The following is a 21334-nucleotide window of genomic DNA, read 5'->3' on the forward strand; positions in this document are numbered from 1 at the left end:
CGTTCATTGCCTACTGGTCGGCGGAAAGGGATTAACCAAGTTGGCCGAGCGAACCCAACCGGTTGAAACCCGACCGGAATCTGTCGCGTTCGCTCGTGGGTCTGCGAACCGGACATAGGAAAACTGACCATATGTCCTTAACACGATGACTCCGTTCGACTTCGTTAGATAGCCCTTTCTAGCAATGAATTTCCCACCCCGCAAGTCATAAAAAAACGTCTTCGTATTTACCAGTCTAATACCTGTTGCTGGAATTCTTTTTGATTCAATATAATTTTCGGCTCGGATATCCGGTGGATCAAATTCGAAAGCCCCCGTGGCATTTCCGCATCCAGCTTGCGGACGGGATGTTCTAATAATCCATTCACCGCTCTTCCTATACAAAAGCCCTTGTATGTCGAATTGTTTATACCTCTCTTCGAATTCAAGGGAACTATCACTTGGAACGAAGGTAAGCATCTTGGTGACTGAATATTCTTGAACATTTTGGACTTTTTCATGTTTCTGGGAATTTTGCGAGAATAAAAAGTAGCATGAGAACTTGTTATCCTCAGAATCATAAAATCCTGCAACCCTCCCGTTATCACTAAAAGCGAGCAAATTTGCTTGGTCGAAGATGATGGCTTCCCCGGCAACCGTAGACCGGCAAAGGCATGTTAGCAACGCAAAAATAATGATTTTATTTAAATTGCGCATAGTATTTGGCCAAGTTAGCCGCATAGCTTGTATTAATTTTCTTCCAATTCTTTCCGTTATACGAAAGTGCCACTTGCTCCCAGTAGCGAGTTCGCAGCCCCTCCACACCCTCTGGTTTCAGATTTAGCATAAATGCGGTAAATATTTTCGCCTGTCCGTCCGTACCTGACATGAAATGATTCGCAAACTCGAATATCGTCGCACAGTCGCAGGAAGAGTAGTATTCGCCCAAAATCTGAACGAATGAGATCAATCGTGATTTGCCCAGTTTAAGGCCGAAAGCGAATTATTTATCTTCAACAGAACGGATTATTTCAGTTGCAGCCTTAACAGCTTGTCGCCTTGAGCGATGACGTGACTTAGGCCCAATCCAGTATGTCAGGGAGATCGTTTTATTCTGTGTACTGGCGACTAGCTCATAGCAATCTCCGGCATATGCTGACGCTCCACCAGCATCTGTAGCAGGGCACGCAGGGAAAGCTTCGTACACTGTTTCTCCTGGGATCACTGATTTCTTCGTCACCGCAGTAGTCGCGCTGAATAGCATCAGAGTTCCTTCTGCATCGTACCAGTACGGTTGAACCAATCCCGTATCGGTTCCGCAGTCGTGTATATTCTTTTCACACACCGTTAAAACATCCTCAGCCTCGACACCCTTCAGTCGCAGAGAATATGCATGAAAATCAGTTTGAGACGTATCGAGCTTTTCAATTTTTGCATACCGATTGGCTGGGTACGAAAAACGGACATGTTCGTCAGTGTAAATTTTTATCGCCGCTTGCGATGTGCCAGTGGCATTTTCAACAAAGGCGCATGCAAACAAAGCGACAGCGATGAACCGATTCGCTAGGTGCATTATTGATCTCCAATGAGTTTATACAACCGCATCGTGTGATAGGTCCGATTCTCCAGGCCGTAGATGCCGCCGTTTATTTGTGTTGTAAGCACATGTGCGATTTCTGCCGTTACCCCTCTATCAGCGTAGCTATTCATGGTGCTTTGGGGATGCGGGAGCCCGTGGTTCGGTCCCGCTTCCCAGTACCAAGTGCCGGTGTCTATAGTGTTGTAGTGCACTGTCAGCAGGATGTCCGGCGTCGCGATGTTTGGCCTCGTCGGATGCGGATGACTCCACCAGGACGCTGTAAAACTTTGCCGGCTTAACCAGCCTCTATATACCCAATATTCCGCATAATTAAATTTACCTGTTAGCTGCTTCATACCTCTTCCTCGAAATTTGTAGCCATCTCCCGGAAGGTCGTTACCGTTGAGATGCCCATATAAGGAGTTGCATGAAGCTTCGCTTCGATGTTCTTCCATCCACGCGAGCGTTCTTGACTCTTCTGCTCCTTGGCCCAAGAAGTGGGACATTCGCATCGGATTTCGGGTAATAGAGTGCTTTTCCATTAGTCGGTTCAGTATGGTTCTATAACGCTCACGCACCTCATTCGATAAAGCATTCGCGGCCTGATGCAGATGTCCACCCGATTTTTCGACGTAGGTATTTGGGTAGACTTGTTCCAGTTCTTCACACGAGAGCCAACGGCACGGTCTGAAATGCCGCAGAAATGCCGTTGGCGGAAAATGCCACACCTCATCGGCATGCGGAAATTCAGGATCGCTGACGTCCTCCCAAAACGCCAGATCGCGCGCGTGATCCGCCAGCTTGCTAAAAGCTGCGTCCGATAACGGACTGGTCAATGCCTCATGCGGACTCCTGAGCCAGTTGTATCGCGCCTCCAGTCCGTCCCGGCTCCATTCCGAAGGAAACTTGCAGACAGCGTGAGCAAGGCGCTGATGAACCGCATCGACACCCAGAGCCCCGACAGCGTCGGCGTGGCTGACATGACCGGAATGATTGACGTCCAGCCACCGCTTCACAGTCGGTGAATCGCACAGGCTGTCGGGAGTGGGGTCATCGTTAATGAAGCTCCAGCCGGCCCACTCCGGGAAATCCGCATCGCTATAGACTCGCACACCAGGTTTCGAAAGATTGATCCAGCCGTCACCGTCCGGTGTCTTCACTTTCCGCCAGTGATTGAAGCGCGCGCCGGCGGGCAGTTGATCGTTGATGCAGCGTCCGAAACGGATCATCTCGAAGATGGCACTCGGAGAGGCCACGGCCATGCCTGGAGCAATTGCCGCCAGAGAATCGTCTGTAAAGCGTCCGTGAAGGGCGTTAGCACGCTGATACAGGTTGTACTCTGCCTCTCTTTCCGCGGGCATTGCACCGCACACGGACCAGCTCAAATCCGCATTCTGCCTGTAGGTCGTCAGCGTGCAATCCTTCTCGTAATGCATGCGGACGACAAGCTCGCAACCGGTTCCCGCCGGCGCGAGAGACGGCTGTGGGTGCAACGTCGCGACAGGCGGCGCGCTGTCGTCATCACGGAAAGGGTGTGGTTCGTTGGCAAAGAGCTTCGCACCACGAGGAATGAAGAACCAGTTATCGCCATAGACCGCATCGGTACGAGCCGGGGTGCTGCCCAGCGGCCCGGGGCGCGCCCGATGAACTTCCTCAGGTTCGCCTCGTTGCAGACGATCTCGAAGTGGATCTGCGGAAACTGCCCGTAAATCTGGCCCGGTGTGCCCAGGATATCCTTGCGATAAACCTTCTTGCCCACGGACAGCGACGACAGCGCGGCCTGGAGGTGCATGTACACCGAGTAATAGGTGACCTTCGCGTTGTCGCCTTCGCCAATTTCCGTATCGTGCCGGATGACGACACAGCCGTCGTCCGTACGCACGTTGCGGTACTGAAGCGTCGGCTTATGGGTCGTATCCGTCTGGCGCACGTACACGATTGTGCCGTCCGCGATGGCGCGCACGGAAGTGACCTGATTGCCGTCGAGCGGGGCTTTCAGATGCGCACCGCCATGCCAGCCAAGATTGAAGCTGACCGGATAGGCGCCGTTGCCCGGCGCACATTCGAGCATGTTGGCGGCACACACATCACCGTCGGGTACGACCGTGTTGCCCGCATCCGCTGTGGGCATTGCGTCATTCTGCTGCGGGTGGGCTGCTGAAAGAAAGGGCGGGCTGATAATCATAGGTCTGTCAGGAGGGAAAGTTACAGCGAATGGATGTAGTCATCAGTGGGCGTACCCGATCCGAACGGAGGGAAGCTCGGTATGCGAGCGTCTGCGTCCTGCACATCCCAAAGTCCCTTCTCCAGAATCACCCCCGGCGAGCCGTTAATAATCCCGCTGCCGTTGATCTGGATATACGACCCACCCGCGCCGATCCAGACTTCCTTCGACGCGGTGATGACGACCTTGCCGTCCGAGCTGCTGATCGTGATGTCCTTCAGGGCCGCGAGCGCCATCTGGTCGCTCTGCGCCTGGATATCGACCTTGCCTTTCGCGGCGATCAGTTTCATCCCGAGTTGGTACGCGAACATCGAGATCGCGCCGCGCACCGACGCGAACAGTGAGCGCCCGGACGACACGCTCACGTCGCGACCCGCTGTCACCGCATGATCCTGTCCACTCACAATGTACGTTCCCCGCGTGGCGGTCATGCGGATGCCCGCCGCGCTCGCAACGACAAGATCGGGCCGCGCCATTTCGGGAAACGGATTTTCACGCCAGTGGGCGGTGCCGCCCCGGATCGCGTCGAGCTGCGCCACGTCCTCGTGTTGCGCGCGCGCCTGCGTCAGGCGCTGCACCATCTCGCCCATGTCCTTGGCGGGCGACTGCGCACCGCTGCGCGTCTCGGTGGTCACCGGCATGCCGTGGTTGCGCAGCACGCCCATGCAAATACCCGTGTCGTGGAAGCGACCCGAGAACGTGAAATCAGACGACGCTGGATATAAGGCTGCAACCGCATGTGGCATGGTGGCCCTGACGCGCGACGGGGACACCGTGGTCCGTGATCCTGTCGTCGCCCTCAACGATGACGTTGGGCACGACCTCAGGGTGGAGCGGACAGGTCACTTCGTCGCCCTTGCGGGCCACGCGCACACCGCCATAGCGCATGACTTCGGAGGCGGTGATAACTTCGCCGCCGTGGTCGGTGGTGTCACCGAGTCGGATCAGGTTCATGGCTTAGGCCTATGCTTGACGCTGGCACGGAAAGCTAGCCTCATTGGCTCTGCTCCCGCAAATGTGTGGCGAATGCCGCATGTTCCTCATGGGTCGTAGGGTAGTCCTGTGTGAATTCAACATAGGTATCGGGCGCAACGAATTCGACGCTTCCTTTCAGGGCTTGAGGCGCCAGAACTTCACGGATCGCAACAGTGATGCCGAGAAGATAACGTCCCATCTTGAAAGGGTTACTCGGCCACACCAGAAAATTAGCCCTGCGAATTTGGCCAGGCTGGATTCGAACTACATCATCAGGAAAGTCCGCGCGATTAAGAAGTGCTTGGCCACCGAACCATGATGTGTCGAACTCTAGTTCCTTTTCATGTTTCTTTAAATTGTCGCTGCGGACGCCGGTAACCAGAATCCACGAGTTCCCATTGATTGGGTTAAAAATCCCTTCCCAAGTAGCAGGGCTGCGGAACACAACTTCGCTTTTACCGGAATTCTGGAACTCTAGCGTAAGGACTAGTCTGCCGTCTCTGGGCGCGATCGTTCCTGTGACGTCAAGTTTTGCCAGCTTCGTCCCGTTCGCGTAGAACGAATGCAGATACTTGTTCACTTGTGTCCAACTGGTATAGGGTCCGCCAGGAGGAGCACTATTTCTAAGCGCCTCAAGCTGACTCTCCGTTTCCGCGTCCACTTGGCCCTCGAATACGCCGAACCCCGCCATCTTGGCGTCGAATGTATCGCCGCGCATCGTCATTGTGTAGTGACCATTTTCCACTTTTACGCTTGTCACGACATTGCCGGTAGATGAGCCATTAACCGCGAATTGCATTCCATCCTTACCTGCCATTGCAGCACCACCAATTATTGAAGTTGAGAAACCCAACGCTGCCACCAGAAATAATTTTCTAACGTTACGCACTTGGCTACCTTTCCTTGGTCTAGATTACCTTCCAGGTGATCCCGCTTTTCTGCTTGAACCACTCCGAGATATGTTCGAGGTAGTAGGGCGGCGTGCGAGTTGTCTTGTTAAAGTAGACGCCTCCGCCCATCAGGGTGTCTTGCGTTTTGCCCTGCCACGTATCCTTATTCGGGTTTGACAACGCGAGCGGGATATTTACGGTCTTGTCCGGCTTGATGTACTGCTTATGCACCGCGCCACAGGCGTAATAGTACTCATCGGGGAAGCTGAACAAATGCCCGGCTTCGTGCGTGTGGACATGGTGTACCAGAATTGCGACCTCCTTTCCGTTTTTACGGTCTTCGTACCTGACGGATTCTCCCCAATTCGCAGAGTCGGCCCGCACCACGGAGGGATGCAGATTTACTGTTGCATGCGCTTGACCGTTCGGATCGTTTGTCAAAAATTCAACGCGAAAATGTACCGGAATCTTGCATGAACAGGCGTTACCCTTCAGACAGTCCGCCACGGTTAACTTATAGCCATCTTGATTTAAATCTTTCTCTATTTTCGCCTTGGCATCACTTAGAAAATTAGCAATCGACTCTGCTGTACGTGGTTCGATCTTTCGCTCGGGACCTTTTACTAAACCGCATTCCTTGTCGTGGTTGTAGCTAACAACCGTAAATGTTCCGTCTGCGCTGGCTTCTCGCACCTGTCGCGGACGCATCAAAATACGCACCGTCGCGGTAATTTCTTTCTTCCGCGAATCATAGGCTAATTCGAAGTGACCGCAGTAATTTGCATAACATGCCATGAACTGACCGGTGCCAAACAAGTACGGCGTGCCATCTTCGTTCACAGCGAGATAATCCGCACTGTCCACGTTTCTTGTGATGTTCTCAACAATATCCGCGAGTTGCCACGTACATGGTTCGCCCTTGTTCCCCTGTTGAGGCGCCGTACCGGACGCGCTTCCAGCCGTGGCTCCTCCCAGGCTACCCGAGGCGGCAGCGAAACTGACGGGGGCGGTCGGCGCCGCGAGCGTAGATATGTTCGCTGCGTCCGGGCTGGGCGGCATGAATGCCGCCGCGTCTGAACTTGTCCCCGATGATTCCAGCGCCGCAAATGCTGTGCAGTTAAATGTAATAGGATGAGTAGCCAACTGCGGAAGGCGGGCATACATCAGCGACGGTCCGGGCACATTCCACGATGCCCCCTTCTCCAGAATCACCCCCGGCGAGCCGTTAATAATCCCGCTGCCGTTGATCTGGATATACGACCCACCCGCGCCGATCCAGACTTCCTTCGACGCGGTGATGACGACGTTGCCGTCCGTGCTGGTGACCGTGATGTCCTTCAGGGCCGTGAGCGCCATCTGGTCGCTCTGCGCCTGGATATCGACGCGGCCTTTCGCGGCGATCAGTTTCAGCCCAAGCTGGTAGGCGAACATCGAGATCGCGCCGCGCACCGACGCGAACAGTGAGCGCCCCGACGACACGCTCACATCGCGACCCGCTGTCACCGCATGATCCTGTCCACTCACGATGTGCGTTCCCTGCGTGGCGGTCATTCCGATGCCCGCCGCGCTCGCAACGACAAGATCAGGTCGCGTCATTTCGGGGAACGGATTTTCACGCCAGTGGGCGGTGTCGCCCCGGATCGCGTCGTTCTGCGCCTTGATGGCTTTCGCGGCGTCGTGCTGGCTCGCGTCGGACGACTGCGCGTTGTGCTGCTGCGCGAGCTGCGCCATGTCCTCGTGTTGCGCGCGCGCCTGCGTCAGGCGCTGCACCGTCTCGCCCATGTCTTTCGCGGGCGACTGCGCGCCGCTGCGCGTCTCGGTGGTCACCAGCATGCCCCGGTTTGCGCGGACCACGCCCCATGAATCGGTGGCGAGTTCCCAGCCGATGCCGCGCGCCTGTTTGCGTCCCTCGCCGGGCACGATGCGCGTGTTGTAACCTACCACCAGCCGCGAGTTCGCCTGATCGCTCGTCACCTGCGCCTGTAACCGGTCCGGCGTGTCGTCCGCAACGAACTGGTTCGACCCGCTCCCTTCCAGATTGCGACTGAGCAGGCCTGACAGGGCATGGTTGTCCTGTAACGGCCACGGCGGCATGTTGTCCGCGTTGTAGGCCTGCCCGATGACGAACGGCCGGTCCGGGTCGCCGTCGATGAAATCCACGATCACTTCCGTGCCGATGCGAGGCAGGCTGATGGCCCCGTGACCATTGCCCGCCCACGGCGACATGACCCGCGCCCAGCACGACGAGTTCTCGTCCCGGTTCGGCGAACGGTCCCAGCGGAATTTAAGCGTCACGCGGCCATACGGCTCGGTGGACACGACGTTTCTATCGAAGCCCGTCACCACGGCGCTCTGCGGTCCGGTCGTGCGCGGCTTCGGGACCGTGCGCGCCGGACGGAATACATTGGTCGCCGGTTGCACGGTGAAGTCGGTGTCGAACCGGTAGACGCCCGGACCGGTCGATTCCATCGTCTCTTCGGCATCGAGCTTCGCGCGGATCACCATGTATTCCTGGTTCGCCTTGCGATACGGATGGTTCTCCAGATGGAAGGTCGTCCCGCATACGACATTGCGCAGCGCGCCACGGCCTTCGGCGCGCTCGCCGCGCGCGAACAGTTCCTCGATGCGGATCTGTGCGGACTTCTCACCTTCGGCCGGGTCGGTATAGTCGCCGGGCCACTCGTAGCGCGCCAGATCATTGTGGACCGTCTTCTGCGGCTGGACCTTGCGCACGCCAAGATTGGCTTCGGGCTGCTTGAAGTCATAGTCGCCGGTGGTCCAGACGCCCGACTGCAACGTCTGGGCGATATCGAACGCGTCGATATACTCCGCGTCGATCCTGTGGCCCGGCGGGTAGTACGCGAGCGTGTGATACGCCTCGCTCTGCACCGGCTTGTGCGCGCCTACATGGTCCACGAACACCATCCGGTGATAGCCCTTCGAGTGCTCGAAAAACCAGTAGATGCCGTTCTCAGCCATCAGCCGCTGCACGAAACTGAAATCCGTTTCGCCATACTGGACCTGGTAGTCCAGTCGCGGGTATATCCGGCTGGTGCGCCAGGCGCAGGAAAACGGATAGATCCGCAGCACTTCGCGAATGATGTCGATAACATTCTTACGCTGAAATATCCGGTAGTCCGAGCGCTGCCCGGCAAGCCAGAGGCCGGGTTGCAGCGTGAGCCGGTAATGGCTCTGCCGGTCCTGCTGTTCGACAAAGCGCGCGCTGGTCACGATGCCGCTGATCTCACGCATGCCGCAGCCGATGTTCGACATCCACGAAGGGCCGGAAACCCCGCTCATTCCTTCAAGCTGGATAGCCACGGTCAGCGGCCTGCCGATCATCGCACGCAGGTCGAGGTTCGCCGCGTCGTCGCCGAACATGTCGAGGTCTTGCGGCGTCACCATGTCCAGCGTGTAGGTGTAGATTTCCGACAGGGCTTCCTCGCCACGGATTGATCTGAGCACCAGTGCGGGCTCGCCCGACGGCGATTCCGGCAGCGCCGCGCCGCTCACGGTGATGGTGCGGCGGGTCGAAAAATCCAGCATGAGTATCCTTCCTCCAGAATGAATGGATGCGGCTCACGGCCACTCAGGCCATTCAGGCCGCGCTGCGGGTGCCCATGCGTGGCGGCCAGAGCGCGACGGGGCCGCGCTGTACCGAGCGCATCGAGGTCTCCACGAAGGTATGCATCGGGACGTGGCGCGCCAGGTAGTGTTCAAGGATCACGCCGAGCAGATACGGGCTTTCACCTGCAAGCGCTCCTTCATCGACGGTGAGCGTGCAGCCGGTGCCGCAGCCGAAAACGAGATCGCCGGTACCGGGCAGGCGGCGCGTCACCGTCTGCATCTGCACGCCTGTGATTGCCTGCACCTGCTTCACGAAGCCGGGGTTGTCGCCGGTCCGGTAGAGCAGGAGCAGTTCGCGCAGTCCCGCGCCGCCTGTGTCCTCCAGCGGCAGATGATTGAAATTGAGCTGGCGCACCAGCCGCCAGGCGGTGGTGCCCTGTGCAAGCGGCCGCTTTGGCGTGCCCGGCGCGCGTATCAGTCCGACGCTGGCAAGCGGTGCATTGACGACCGTGCTGAGATCGTCCACCCCGTTGACGGCCAGCAGGTTCGGCAGATCGCGATTCGTCACCCATACCTGCGCGGTGATGAACCGGATATTGTCATGAGCGGGCGTGCCGTTTGCATCGACCAGCGACACCAGTATGTCGCCTGGCGCGTAGGTGGCGCGTGTCTGGTAGCGACGCGCCAGGTCGGTGCCCCGGGCGGGCTCGCGACGGGTGACGAAATAGCGGCCGGTGCTGTTCTCGTCGCGCGCCAGTGTCGGATACCGCGGCTGGAACTCAAGACTGGCGGATTCCCTGGTTTCGAATCCCGAGAGTGCCCCGACTGAAAACACTTCGTAGTCGGCGGGCGCGAGTGGATCGACATGCAGGGATGCTGTCGTGCTGTTCTCAGGCAGTTCGAGCCGGTCTATCGTGACAGGAAACAGGTTGATGACAGGGGTGCAGAACAGCGCAAAATGCGAGGCATCGACCCGGTTGACCAGTTCGCCTGCCGGGCGGTCGAGCAGCACGACGATCTCAACCTCCTGAGCTTCGATCCGGCGCAGGCCCGCCTCGAGTCCGGTGAGCGTGAAGAACAGGAAGCGCTCGGGACAGGTGGCATATTCTTGCAGCAGGTTGTGGCCGTGAAACTTCGGCCAGACAAGCGGCAGCATTGCCTGATCCGTGCCGAAGCCTTCATGCATCACGGCCTGGTTTCGCACCACGTGCAGCGGCTCCTGGGCAGTGGCAAAACTCCCCGGCGCGGCGAGTACCGATGCGGCCGCCCCGGTATGCAGGAGTTCGAACAGCTGGGAGGCAAGCCGCACGTCGCCCGCCAGATAGACCGGCAGGCGATCCAGACCGCGCAGCTGTCCGATGGTGGCGCTGCCGGTGGCTCGCAGCCGCAGGCGTAACGCGGAGCATACGTTCCGGTCCGGGCGCACGTAACGGTCAAGCGCGGAGATATCGGGCGGAATGCCGGTGAGCCGGGCGCTGACGATTTCCAGCGGATAGAGCGTGACGTCCTGGGTGCTGCGGAACTGGCAGATGCAGCCGCCGCCCTCCGGCACGGGGGAGGCGAACGGACTGCCGCGTGGCACATGGAACCCCTGTGCAAGTTTGCTCCTGGCGTGATCCGGGTATAGCCGCGCCACCGCCATCGATGGCGTCGGCGCGAGGTAATTCGGATAGAGGCATTGCAGCAGGGGGCGCGTGAAGTCGGGGAATGCGGCGTCCAGTTTCATGCGCATGCGGGCGGACATGAAAGCGAATGCCTGGACGAGCCGCTCGACATACCTATCGCCGATTTCACCCGCCTGCATGCCCAGACGCCTGGCGATTTTTACATGCGCCTGTGCGAATTCGGCGGCAAGTTCGCGCAGGTACAGCAACTCCTCGTTGTAGTACGTCAGCAGATCACCCGCGCCGGTTTCCGGGCGTTGATGGTACGGTACGGATCGCCTCGCCAACTGCTCCACGTACTGTTCCGGTTCGAAGCGCATGCCGGTAATCGGCGCATCCGTGGGCGCCTGTCCAAGCCAGCTGGACCAGCCGAGTTGTTCCGTTCCACCCAGCACCGCAGGTGGTGCGCCCTGTGGCTTGATGCGCAGTTCCAGTTCCCACCGGTAACCGCGCCCGACAAATTCCCTCACGCATTCGACGAGCTTCGGCAGGTCCACGCCCTGCGCCGTGAAACGCAGATACACCGCCAGGTCGAGCGGCCCCAGGACAATGCGGAACCGGTGCTGGCGGTCCGGCACCTGCTCACCGAGCATCGCGCCCATCGCAAGCGTCGAAGACTCCACGGGCTTGCCGAGATAACTGTGGCTGGCCGGCGCCATTTCCAGCCAGTGAAAGACGTATTCCTCGATTGCGACCGGTACGCCGAAGTACTGCTCAAGCGTCGCGCGCAGGCCGTCGGGATTACGCGCTTCGCGCACCAGATGCGCAGAGGCGGCGAGGCGCGCATGGCCAGGAAACGGCCGGCCGGCGATTTCGGCGGGATCGTGGCCGGCGAGGCTCGCGACAAAAAAGGAGAATGTTTCGTCATCCTTCCGGTCAAGGCCCGCTGCGGCCTGTGCGGAGACCCACGCCCGGTACAGCAGAGTCAGGTAGCGGTGGTGAAAGATGTCGAGGAAGTTGACGAGCGTCGCATCCCGCCGGTTCTGCTCACGCTCGCGTGCAATCTCGGTGATGTGAATCGGCAGTGGCCCGTTCGGCCCGAACATGCCCAGACTGAGAAGCCGTATCTTCAGACGCCCGTTGACCTCACGCACGTCGGCAATCTCGCGCGACGCGAATGCGAGGCTCGGTGCCTGGCCGAGACGGAACGGCTCCGCCTGCGGACGCCGCGCGGTGCCGACCGGATCAATGCGGGGATCGGCGCCGATACGGCGCAGCAGGGAAATGAACCCGTAGCGCCAGGGTTCGGCCATCAGACGTTCAACGCTTTCCGGTGAAAGCGCCACGCCGGGCATGGGCAGATCGAAGCGGGCGCGCTCCATCAATCACGACGCGCCTGATGCGGCCCGCACGGGAAAGACAGGAGCCGTGAGGCGTGGATACGTAAGACGTGGATACCTGTCGCAGCGTACAGCTTTCATCGTTTGACCTCTTCCCCGAGTTCTTTCAATCATCGGGGATAGTCGTTGGATAGTCAGCAGGACTATTTCGCAATAACGCTGGGAAATGTCAGCGGCGTCCAGTTGCATTGACGGTTATACACCCCGTCCTGAGCAAGTTATGTATCGTGCATCGACACGGACCACCAGGCTGGCGTCAGCGCAGGCATAAAAAAGCCTGCGACGGGCGCGGGCAACGAGAGCGCGTCTGCGGATCAGGAGGGGAATTGTGCCGACATGCAGAATCAATGCGCGGGTCGTGTACGCAGCCGTGACATCGAACAAATCCGGGAACGCGCAGCAAGCAACCCGATAAAAAAGGGCGACCGGAGTCGCCCTGAATGGTCACGCAAAACACCTGCCGTGTCCCGATGATGCGGACAACCAGAGGCCATGTGCCAGCAACCAGGTTGTTAAATTCAAGCGGAACAGGTGTTTGTAGCTCTTGAGCGTCGCGGGCGAATTTATCCACAGAAATTGTTCACATCCCTGTGGACAACTCCTGGCCAAGCGACATAACTGATTGAGCGCAGAAGGATTTCTTCGCTGGAGCAGCGAACGCGCTCACTCCGTCGGCGAAGCGAGCAGCGACACCGGCACGCCGCGGCAGCTGACCCGGGCGACGAGCTCCGCGCCGAGACCCGCACTCGATTTCTCGTGCGCATCGAACGAGGTCATCTCCCTGTCGACCCGCAGAATGTTGATCGGCCATGACGCGCGCGACAGCCGTTCGTGCGCGAAAGCGCCGACCCATAGCGGCGTGACGGAGGTGCCGTTGCCCACCGCGTAACCGCTGGGCCAGAACCGCAGCACGTCGCGTTCGTCGCGCGTGTCGCCCGGACGCATGAATACCACCGAAGACGGCACGCCGTTGTTGAGCTTCGGCAAGACCGGCAGCGACACCGCCGCCACATTGGGCGAGGCTAGCGAGAGCAGACTGTGCGCCGAGACGTCCGTGCCTTCCACCCAGCCTTGGGCGCGCAACTGTCCGCGGATCGAATCGAGGTTCGAAACCCACTGCAGCGTGAGCGGCTCCTTGCGATCGCCGCCCATGTCCGAGCGGTAACACGGCAGGCGCTTCCATACGGAGAGTGTCCATTGCGATTGCGAGACCAGCACGGGAGGCGGGCGCAGCACGCTGTCCGGCGGCGGCGTGGGCATGTTGAAGCCGACCTGGACGCCCACGCTGAGCAGCACGACCACCAGCACCACGACCGGCATGAACGCGCGTTCGGGCGGCGTTTCCGGGTGCCGCCACATCGCTGTCAACGCAACGACCGCTACCCAGAGGTAGGCGAGCGCGGCGCCGCCGAGCGCGTCGGACACCCAGTACCTGCCGAAGTACAATCCCGCGAGCGCGACCAGGATCACCACGATCGCACTCGCGGCCGCCACCAGCACCCCTTCCAGCCTCTCGACCCGGCGCGCCAGCAGAAACGCCAGGAAACCGTACACGATGACGGTTGCGGCGACGTGATTGCTCGGAAACACATAGGCGCCGATCAGCGACGTATTGGGCGGCGCGCGGTGCATCGCGAACTGCAGCACGTAGATCAGCAATTGGGAAAACACCACCGCCGCGAGCCAGTAGCCGACGGTGCGCCGGCGCCGCTCCAACAGCATCCATACCGTGACCGTCACGACCAGCGCCGCGAGTGTGATGCTGCTGCCGAGCGTCGAGAGACCGGCGAGAACGGTATCGCTCCAGGGCGTGCGTACCGATTGCAGGAAGTGGTAGACGGAGACGTCCACTCGCGTCAGCGGATCGCCGCTGGCGACGTCGTCGAGCACGCCGAAAAAAAGCGCGCCCGACACGAGTACGACCAGCGACGTCAGCAGGATGCTGCTGGCGTCAGGCGTACTGGGGTCGAGCATCTTGCGCGCGAAACGGCCGAACGGACCCGGATGCCGACAGGCCCAGCTGCCCAGCTGTTGGCCCGCCGCGCTCGACCACGCATTGGCGTGCGAGAGCAGAAAACGCGCCGCGCGAAAGCTCAGCCAGACAATCCCCACCAGCAGCGCGATGATCACGACGAGCCTGAACGACACCGCGCCGGCCAGCAGCACCGAGGCGCCGAAGATCATGCCCGGCAGGATATGGGCCGGCGCCCAGATCAGCGCCGACAGCACGTTCATTGCGTAAAAGCGCAGCGGCGGCATGCCGAGCATGCCCGCCACCACCGGCACGATTGCCCGCAAAGGGCCGATGAAGCGCGCCAGCACGACGCTCTTCGCGCCATGTTTGTGGAAGAAGCGGTGGCCTGCCTCGAGCACCTCGGGATGTTTGCAGAACGGCCAGAACTGGACGATGCGGTCCTTGTAACGGCTGCCGATCCAGAAGCTCATGCCGTCGCCGGCGATGGCGCCGGCGATCGCCCACGCGAGTGCCCAGCCGAGACTCAGCGAGCCGGTGCCGATCAGCGCGCCGGCAAGGAACATGGCGGTGCTGCCCGGAACGAAAGTGCCGATGACGGCGAGCGACTCCAGAAACGCCGCCAGGAAGATGACCGTGAGCGTCCAGCCGGGATGGCCGGCTAACTGGTGCAAGAGGTGGATGTAGGCGTGCTCCATCGTGCGCGATCAGCCGTTCTGGCGTAACGATTGATCATAACGCGCGACGGAGCCGTCTTATTCCTTTTTGGACGCCGGCCGCAGGTTCACGAAGCGCTAAGCGAATCGCCGGAGACGTGAACGCGTTGGCCGATCTGCACGGCCGGCTGCGTCGGGTAGCTAAAGTTGCGGTAGCTGCCGTCCTGCATGCGGACCTGGACCTGGTAGGTGGTCTGCTTGCGCACCGCGTGTTCGATGCCGTTCCCGGCGAGGCCGCCGCCGACCGCGCCGGCAATCGTCGTGAGAATCTTGCCGCGGCCGCCGCCGATCTGGTTGCCGACCAGCCCGCCCGCCACCGCGCCGCCCAGCGCGCCGAGGCCCGTGGTCGGCTCGGGCGTCTGCACCGTATTGATGGCGACGACTTCGCCCGCGTACGGGTCGGCGGCGACCGGGCGCGGTGCCGCGGCGTCATAAGGTGCCTGGTAGCCCTGATTGTTTGCGGAATTCGGCGCGGCCACCGGTGTCGCGCGGTGCGGATGATGAACCGGCGGCCGGGCAGGGGCGGTTTGCTGCGCCGTCTGCTCAACCGGAGCCGCTTGCGGCGCCGCAACCGGCGTGCTAGCGAGCGGCGCCGCCGCTGCCGTGACCGGCAGCGCGGGTTCCGTGACGGCGTGCGAAGTCGGCAGCAAACCGGTCATCGCGGCGATGCCGGTTGCGCTCGCCAGGATGACGGCGACAGCCGCGCCGGCAACTAGCGGATGAATGCGGCTGCGTTGCGGTTGGCTGGAAGTGAGGTTCGTGTTCATGGCGGACTCCGCGGGTAGGTGCCTGCAATAACGCCGCGAAAGTGCGTTCGGTGCACACGGGTTGCGTGCTGCTTTGTAAGGATTTGTACGCTTTCGCGCGAGCGGTTACACGTTCGGATTTCGTCGCTGAGTTCGTCGAGGAAAGGTTGCCGGCGGCCGTGGCGGATGCTCGTCAGGCGTGCGCCGGTCGTCGCCTGAAAACCCTCGGACAGTTTCAGCAGCCTGGTGTGGAAGTGGTCGAGCGTGTACCGCCTGTCATGCAATGGACGCTGGGTCGTATGCGGATCGGCCGGGTCGTGCGGCGGCGAACGAAGCGGGCGGGGCGCCGTCTTACTATTTGAGCGGCCGGGCAACACGGACCTCGCGCTCGCGCAATTCGACGAAGTAACGGAGTGGGCTATGAAGATCGTAAAGGGCAGTATCGCGGCGTCGGCAATGATGATCGGTGCCGTTGCCGCAGCGTATGGGCAGTCGGTCACGCAGCCAGGCGCCACCGGAGCGGCTGCCGTCAATGGCGCGCCTTCCGGCATGACCAACAATGCGGGGGCCACAGCGGGAACGGGTCCGTCGACGGCCGCCGGCATGAGCCCGATGTCGCCGGGTGCGGGAACGGCGGGCGGGGTAAGAGCCGGTCCCGCACTCAACACCATGCGGGCGAACGGCACGAGCCTGAACGCGAACCCGGACCCGCGCGTGCCGAATTTCGCCGGCAGGGGCGCGCCGCCGCCGCCGCGGAATTAGTCAGCAAGCGGGGCGTGTCCATCGCGTGAGCGCCGCGGATAAAATGCACGCCTCGGCAAGCGGATCCGATTCGACGGCAAGGAGATGGGCATGGCGTACGGCGAGCACAAATACAAGGTGTCGGTGCAATGGACCGGCAATCGCGGAAGCGGCACTTCCGGCTACCGCGATTACGGGCGCGATCATGTGATAGCGGCGGGCAACAAGCCGGAGATTCCAGGTTCATCGGACGCGGCCTTTCTCGGCGACGCCAACCGCTGGAACCCCGAAGACCTGCTGGTCGCCTCGGCCAGCGCCTGCCACAAACTCTGGTATCTGCATCTATGCGCGGATGCCGGCATCACGGTGACGGCGTATCGCGACGACGCCGAAGGCACCATGCTAGACGACCCGAAACACGGCCGTTTTTCACAGATCGTGCTGCGCCCGCGCGTCGTGATTCGCGCGGGCGATGATGCCGAACTCGCCGCGCGCTTGCATCACGTGGCGCACGAGAAGTGCTATATCGCGAACTCGGTCAATTTTCCGATTCTCTGCGAAGCGGTCATCGAAACGGATAGTGATTGACCGAGGCAGGCCCGGCCGCCTGCTGGGCGCTATCGGTTCAATGCAGCAGCGCCATCTGCACGACCTTCACGATCACCAGCGCGACCGCCACGATCAGATAGCCGCGCAGCACGCCCATCCAGACCCGCTTGGACAGCGTCAATTGCGGCGCCGGCAACTCGTCCAGAGGCGGCATGCGCCACGTTGCGCGCGTTTCCTTCGACCACCCGAATTCGCTCTCCTGAGCCACGGCGCTCCCGGATTTCCGCCGCAGCTTGCGGGCCACGACGGTGGCCGCATAACCTGCCACGGCCATCAGCGTGCCGGCTGCGAGCACTTCAAGCATGACTTCGCCGGTGATGTCCGGATACATGACGGAAGCCGTGAGAATGATGGATAGCATGACGAGCACCCAGACTACTGCGCCTGTGAAGACGTTGAGCTTCTTCGAGTTCACCCACGGTCCGAGCACCGCGCGGTCGTTGCACAACAGCAGCAGAAACACGGTCGCGCTCGGCAGCAGCACGCCGGCAAGCGTCTGCACCGCTTCCGTCAGAAGGCCGAGCGGGCTGCCCGGAATCAGCACCAGCGTCGCCGCGGCCGCCACGATGGCGAAATAGACGAGGTAGAAGCCCTTCGCGTCCGACACGCCGCGATGCAGCGAGTGGCGAATCTTGAAGACGTCGCCGATCGCGTAGGCGCTCGACAACGACACCGCCGCCGCGCCGATGATGCATGCGTCGAGCAGCGCCACGGCGAACAGCACGGCGGGCGTGCGGCCGGCATATCTTTCGAGGTCGGCGATCACGCCGCCCGCGTCGGTGAAATGGCCGAATTCGGGCTTGCCCGCGTAGAGCGCCGCGCAAAACGAGATCATGGCCACGGCGCCGATCATCACGAAGACGATACCGATCCACAGGTCAGCCTTTTCGTACTTCATGAAGCGCGGCGTAATGCGTTTATCGACGATGTAGCTCTGCTGGAAGAACAATTGCCACGGCGCGACGGTGGTACCGACAATGCCGATCACGAGCAGCATCACGTCGCTCAGCTTCGATTGAGCGGGCCAGCCCGGGATCAGAAAATCGTGCGCCATCTTGCTGACCGGCGGGTGAATCGATACCAGCACCGGCACGAGCAACAGGCTCATCACGCACAGCACCACGGCGAAACGTTCGAAGCGCCGGAAGTCGCCCGTGCTCACCGCGGCCATGGTTACCGCCGCGGCGATGCAAACGCCGGCTACCTTCGGAATGCCAAAGAACTGGAGCACGAACGTGATGCCGATGAACTCGGTCACGATCGTCAACGCGTTGAGGATGAACAGATCCACGACGCTGAAGGCTCCCCAGAATTTGCCGAAGCGCTCGAAGATCAGCCGTGCATGACCGACGCCGGTCACCGCGCCCAGACGCAGCACCATCTCCTGATTGACGAACAGCACGGGCACGAGCAGCAGCATGGTCCACAGCAAGGTGGTGCCGTAGTTCTGTCCCGCTTGCGTGTAGGTGCCGAAGGCGCCGGCATCGTTATCGCCGACCATCACGATGAGGCCGGGCCCAACAATCGCAAGCAGCGTGCGCAGGCGGGCCCACCAACTGTTGCGCGCCCCCGTGTCGTGATGGGCGATGGTGCCGAGTGCGCCCTTGATGTCGCCGAGATGCGCGTCGTCGAGAACGGCGCTGCGGGGTGGTGAGACGTTGATTGGAGTGGACATGCTGGCCGCCTGAGTAGGTTTGATTGGATTGAGCGGGGCGTCTTCAGGATCCGCCGGATGCGCGGCCGAACGGGGCGGCGGCGCGGGCGCAAACGCGAAGACGCGCTGAGCGTGTGTGCTTACGAAGTGGACCGCGAGACGGCACGCAAAACGAGCGCCCTGACGCGGTGCCAGGCCACGGCGAGCCAGTGCGGCTCGACGCCGTGCAATGCGAGGGCGGCGTCGCTATGGGTGTGGGTTTGCTGGCGTGTCGGTACGAGCGTGGCGAGGTACATGTTTTTTCTCCGGGCGTAGGGCTTGACGCGGATTGCGGAAAGCCAGCAGACACGGAGCGCGGCGCATCAGGCGCGCGGCGAAGCAGGTCTACTCGCTTTTCCTTGGGCAAATGATTGTTTGCCTGTCCGCTCGGTCGTGACTGAGCGACCATTGAGCGGCAACCAGGCGGCATATGGGATAACTGTCACTGTCCATGGCGGCTCCTTATCGGCGTTCGGTACGCACGTGTTGGTCCACACGTTCGGCAGCACCGCATGTCGAACGAATCGAAACGGTGCGAGCGAACGCTGCCGCGAGCGAAGGCTCGCGACGGGATGCCAATCGGCGGGACGCATGTGCGTAAGCACGGCGCGGCCGGATGGCGCTAGTCAAGGTGCACGGAGTAAGTTACTGCGGCGCGCACCGTCTGCCTGTCGGCAAGACGGCGGCTGAGAAAAAAGCGCGGGCGTCGGGCCGGTCAGGCAGTGAAACTGTTCGAAGGTCGACTACTGCTGGTGTCCAAGGCATGGGCCTCGTTGATGAAGACGGCGAATTTTAGGCACTGCAGCAAGCGGAAGTCAACATGCTTCGTTAAACGAAGCAAATATTGTTTGGCGGGGTGTGGGCCAGGCCACGTTGTGGTGGTGGGAGGCGTCTTGTCTTTCAATTTCGATGGAAAAGAAAGGCTAATGAAGGCTATTTCTCGCTGCTGCCGGTGGAGAGCGGCTTGAGCCGATATGGCGGGGCGCGGCGCGTGCGTGACTCGGCACGATCCGCCGCCCCGCGCCGACGAAAACACGCCTTCCAATGTCTCAACGATTGCCGTCGAGCAGATCGCCAAGCAGCTCGTCGAATGCGGCTTGCGCGTCTTCGAGTTCCTGCAGCGCGGCGTCGAATGTTTGCAGCGCGAACTGCGAAGGGGTGCCGCTGCCGGCCGGCGGGAATTGCGATTGCAGCGACGCGAACGCCGACTGCACGCGTTGGGTCGCGGTCAATACACGCTGCATTGCCGCGGTTTCTTCGGCTCGCGCCTGTTCGTGATCCATGAGAACTCCGTGTTCGACTGGTCGGCTCGCGCCGTTTTAAAGGGGTGACTATGCCACGTTAGCGTTCAGGACAGCGGCAAGCCGCCGTTGGCCTTCACTTCGCGCAATGACAGCGCCGATTCCACCGATGTCACGCCCGGCAGGCTACGCATTTCATCGCGCATGAAGGTGCCGTAGTCGTCGAGATCGCGCGCCACCACCTGCAGGATGTAATCGGCGCTGCCCGACACGTTGTGACACGCGAGGATGCGCGGGATGGCCTGCACCTCGCGCTCGAAGCGCGTCGCCACCGCGCGGTCGTGCACGGCAAAACGCACGTAGACGAACGCGACGACGCCGAAGCCGAGCGCGGAGCGCGACAGCATCGCGCGGTACTGGTCGATATAGCCATCGTTTTCGAGGCGCTTCAGCCGGCGTGCGCAGGGCGTTTCGCTGAGGCCGACCGTTTCGGCCAGCCGCGCATTGGACATACGGCCATCTTTCTGAAGAGCGGCGAGGATCGCGCGGTCGGTTTTATCGAGGTCGGTTGTCATGGCTCTGTGGTGCTGATGACGGATTGGAGGAAAGCCGGTGCTCGGGCCGCAATATTAGCGCATTCCTCCACGGGCGAGCAGTCGGAACCGGTAATTCGCCAGCAAACCCTCCGCCGACGATAGCAAGATAGAGCCTTGAAAACAGGAGAATTCGATGATTTCCGCACATCTGCTGGCCGTGTATATCGCGGCGCTTTTCGTCGTCTATGCCGTGCCTGGACCGGACATGGCGCTGGTGCTGCAAACCAGTATCGGACGCGGCGTGCGCAGCGGCTTCGCGGCTGCCGGCGGCCTCGGGCTCGCGCGCGCGACGCACGTTACGCTCTCGGCATGCGGCGTGGCCGCGCTATTGCGCAGCGCGCCGTGGTTATACGAAGTAGTGCGCTATGGCGGCGCGGTTTATCTCGCGTGGGTGGGAATTCAGATCTTTCGTTCGCCGGTGTTCGCGCTGCCTGCCGGTCATGCCGCCGGCGGCCACGCGGAGGCGACGGCGAGCGTCGAGTCTCGTCCGTTGCGGGCTGCTTTTGTCAAGGGCTTACTCACCAACCTGCTGAACCCGAAGGCGCTGCTGTTCTGCTCCGTGCTGCTGCCGCAGTTCGTGCGTCCGGAGGCGGGGCCGGTGGCTTTGCAGATGGTCGAACTCGGTCTGGTGCTGCTCGCTATCGGCGCCTGTTTCGACATGCTGTACGCGATCGGCGCCGCGCGGATCGCCGGCTGGATGCGCGCCCATCCGCTAGCGCAAACGCTGCAGCGCTGGACCTTCTCGGCCGCGCTGATCGGTTTCGCGTTGCGGCTCTCGCTGGACTGATCTTGGCTGGATACG

The 21334-nt window shown here is 61.1% G+C and carries 18 protein-coding genes and 2 pseudogenes; 3 read left to right on the forward strand and 17 right to left on the reverse strand.

The features are described from left to right. Positions 1-3: 3 nt before the first annotated feature. From B0G82_RS39550 to B0G82_RS31740, 13 genes and pseudogenes are all read right to left on the reverse strand, one after another. On the reverse strand, positions 4-696 hold the full coding sequence (locus B0G82_RS39550) for a hypothetical protein (protein ID WP_147439591.1): 693 nt from the start codon (positions 694-696) through the stop codon (positions 4-6). After that, positions 680-949: an N-acetylmuramidase domain-containing protein gene (locus B0G82_RS31695; RefSeq protein ID WP_347237570.1), complete on the reverse strand. Its 270-nt coding sequence runs from the start codon at positions 947-949 to the stop codon at positions 680-682. Before B0G82_RS31695 ends, B0G82_RS39550 begins: the two co-directional genes overlap by 17 nt. 33 nt (positions 950-982) lie before the next feature. Next, the gene (locus tag B0G82_RS39555; RefSeq protein ID WP_147439593.1) at positions 983-1552 is read right to left on the reverse strand and encodes a hypothetical protein; all 570 of its coding nucleotides are present in this window, start codon (positions 1550-1552) and stop codon (positions 983-985) included. Further along, positions 1552-2994, reverse strand: coding sequence for a hypothetical protein (locus tag B0G82_RS31700; RefSeq protein ID WP_121310186.1), 1443 nt, complete (start codon positions 2992-2994; stop codon positions 1552-1554). Before B0G82_RS31700 ends, B0G82_RS39555 begins: the two co-directional genes overlap by 1 nt. Continuing rightward, positions 2967-3743, reverse strand: coding sequence for a M23 family metallopeptidase (locus B0G82_RS31705; RefSeq protein ID WP_121310187.1), 777 nt, complete (start codon positions 3741-3743; stop codon positions 2967-2969). Before B0G82_RS31705 ends, B0G82_RS31700 begins: the two co-directional genes overlap by 28 nt. Before the next feature lie 20 nt (positions 3744-3763). Next, positions 3764-4444, reverse strand: a pseudogene (locus tag B0G82_RS31710) (DUF2345 domain-containing protein); the annotation flags it as partial. A 43-nt stretch (positions 4445-4487) separates the two neighbouring features. Continuing rightward, positions 4488-4736, reverse strand: a complete 249-nt coding sequence (locus B0G82_RS31715) for a PAAR domain-containing protein (RefSeq protein ID WP_116148181.1) — start codon at positions 4734-4736, stop codon at positions 4488-4490. A 40-nt stretch (positions 4737-4776) separates the two neighbouring features. Continuing rightward, on the reverse strand, positions 4777-5646 hold the full coding sequence (locus B0G82_RS31720; RefSeq protein WP_147308744.1) for a hypothetical protein: 870 nt from the start codon (positions 5644-5646) through the stop codon (positions 4777-4779). 19 nt (positions 5647-5665) lie between these two features. After that, on the reverse strand, positions 5666-9193 hold the full coding sequence (tssI, locus tag B0G82_RS31725; RefSeq protein WP_241974914.1) for a type VI secretion system Vgr family protein: 3528 nt from the start codon (positions 9191-9193) through the stop codon (positions 5666-5668). Between the two features lie 52 nt (positions 9194-9245). Further along, positions 9246-11111, reverse strand: coding sequence for a type VI secretion system baseplate subunit TssF (tssF, locus tag B0G82_RS31730; protein ID WP_241974715.1), 1866 nt, complete (start codon positions 11109-11111; stop codon positions 9246-9248). Positions 11112-11174: 63 nt separating this feature from the next. Next, a pseudogene (tssG, locus tag B0G82_RS40210) lies at positions 11175-12200 on the reverse strand (type VI secretion system baseplate subunit TssG); the annotation flags it as partial. A 681-nt stretch (positions 12201-12881) separates the two neighbouring features. Further along, complete coding sequence (locus B0G82_RS31735; RefSeq protein WP_121310189.1) at positions 12882-14888, reverse strand: bifunctional DedA family/phosphatase PAP2 family protein; 2007 nt, start codon at positions 14886-14888, stop codon at positions 12882-12884. Between the two features lie 86 nt (positions 14889-14974). Beyond that, positions 14975-15673, reverse strand: a complete 699-nt coding sequence (locus B0G82_RS31740) for a glycine zipper 2TM domain-containing protein (protein WP_121310190.1) — start codon at positions 15671-15673, stop codon at positions 14975-14977. A gap of 399 nt (positions 15674-16072) precedes the next feature. On the opposite strand from B0G82_RS31740, the gene B0G82_RS31750 reads away from it, so the two are divergent. Then, entirely contained in the window at positions 16073-16414 is a 342-nt protein-coding gene (locus tag B0G82_RS31750; protein WP_106286344.1) for a hypothetical protein, read from the forward strand. Between the two features lie 90 nt (positions 16415-16504). After that, the gene (locus tag B0G82_RS31755; RefSeq protein WP_121310191.1) at positions 16505-16981 is read left to right on the forward strand and encodes an OsmC family protein; all 477 of its coding nucleotides are present in this window, start codon (positions 16505-16507) and stop codon (positions 16979-16981) included. Between the two features lie 37 nt (positions 16982-17018). Here the strand turns inward: B0G82_RS31755 and B0G82_RS31760 are convergent, their stop codons facing one another. The 4 genes from B0G82_RS31760 to B0G82_RS31770 all read right to left on the reverse strand — a co-directional run bounded on the left by B0G82_RS31760 (position 17019) and on the right by B0G82_RS31770 (position 20511). Then, on the reverse strand, positions 17019-18677 hold the full coding sequence (locus tag B0G82_RS31760) for an NRAMP family divalent metal transporter (RefSeq protein ID WP_121310192.1): 1659 nt from the start codon (positions 18675-18677) through the stop codon (positions 17019-17021). A 119-nt stretch (positions 18678-18796) separates the two neighbouring features. Beyond that, positions 18797-18952 carry a hypothetical protein gene (locus B0G82_RS39880; RefSeq protein WP_158608210.1) on the reverse strand — a complete coding sequence of 52 codons (156 nt, stop codon included), beginning with the start codon at positions 18950-18952 and terminating at the stop codon, positions 18797-18799. A gap of 792 nt (positions 18953-19744) precedes the next feature. Beyond that, positions 19745-19978 (reverse strand): hypothetical protein, encoded by a 234-nt coding sequence (locus B0G82_RS31765; RefSeq protein WP_106286340.1) that lies wholly within the window; start codon positions 19976-19978, stop codon positions 19745-19747. A 65-nt stretch (positions 19979-20043) separates the two neighbouring features. Beyond that, entirely contained in the window at positions 20044-20511 is a 468-nt protein-coding gene (locus B0G82_RS31770) for an Lrp/AsnC family transcriptional regulator (RefSeq protein ID WP_012426651.1), read from the reverse strand. A gap of 154 nt (positions 20512-20665) precedes the next feature. Between B0G82_RS31770 and B0G82_RS31775 the strand changes: the two genes are divergently transcribed. Next, positions 20666-21319: a LysE family translocator gene (locus B0G82_RS31775; RefSeq protein WP_121310193.1), complete on the forward strand. Its 654-nt coding sequence runs from the start codon at positions 20666-20668 to the stop codon at positions 21317-21319. The last annotated feature ends 15 nt before the right edge of the window (positions 21320-21334 follow it).

The sequence above is a fragment of the Paraburkholderia sp. BL17N1 genome (assembly GCF_003634175.1).
In the GTDB taxonomy this organism is placed as follows: Bacteria; Pseudomonadota; Gammaproteobacteria; order Burkholderiales; family Burkholderiaceae; genus Paraburkholderia.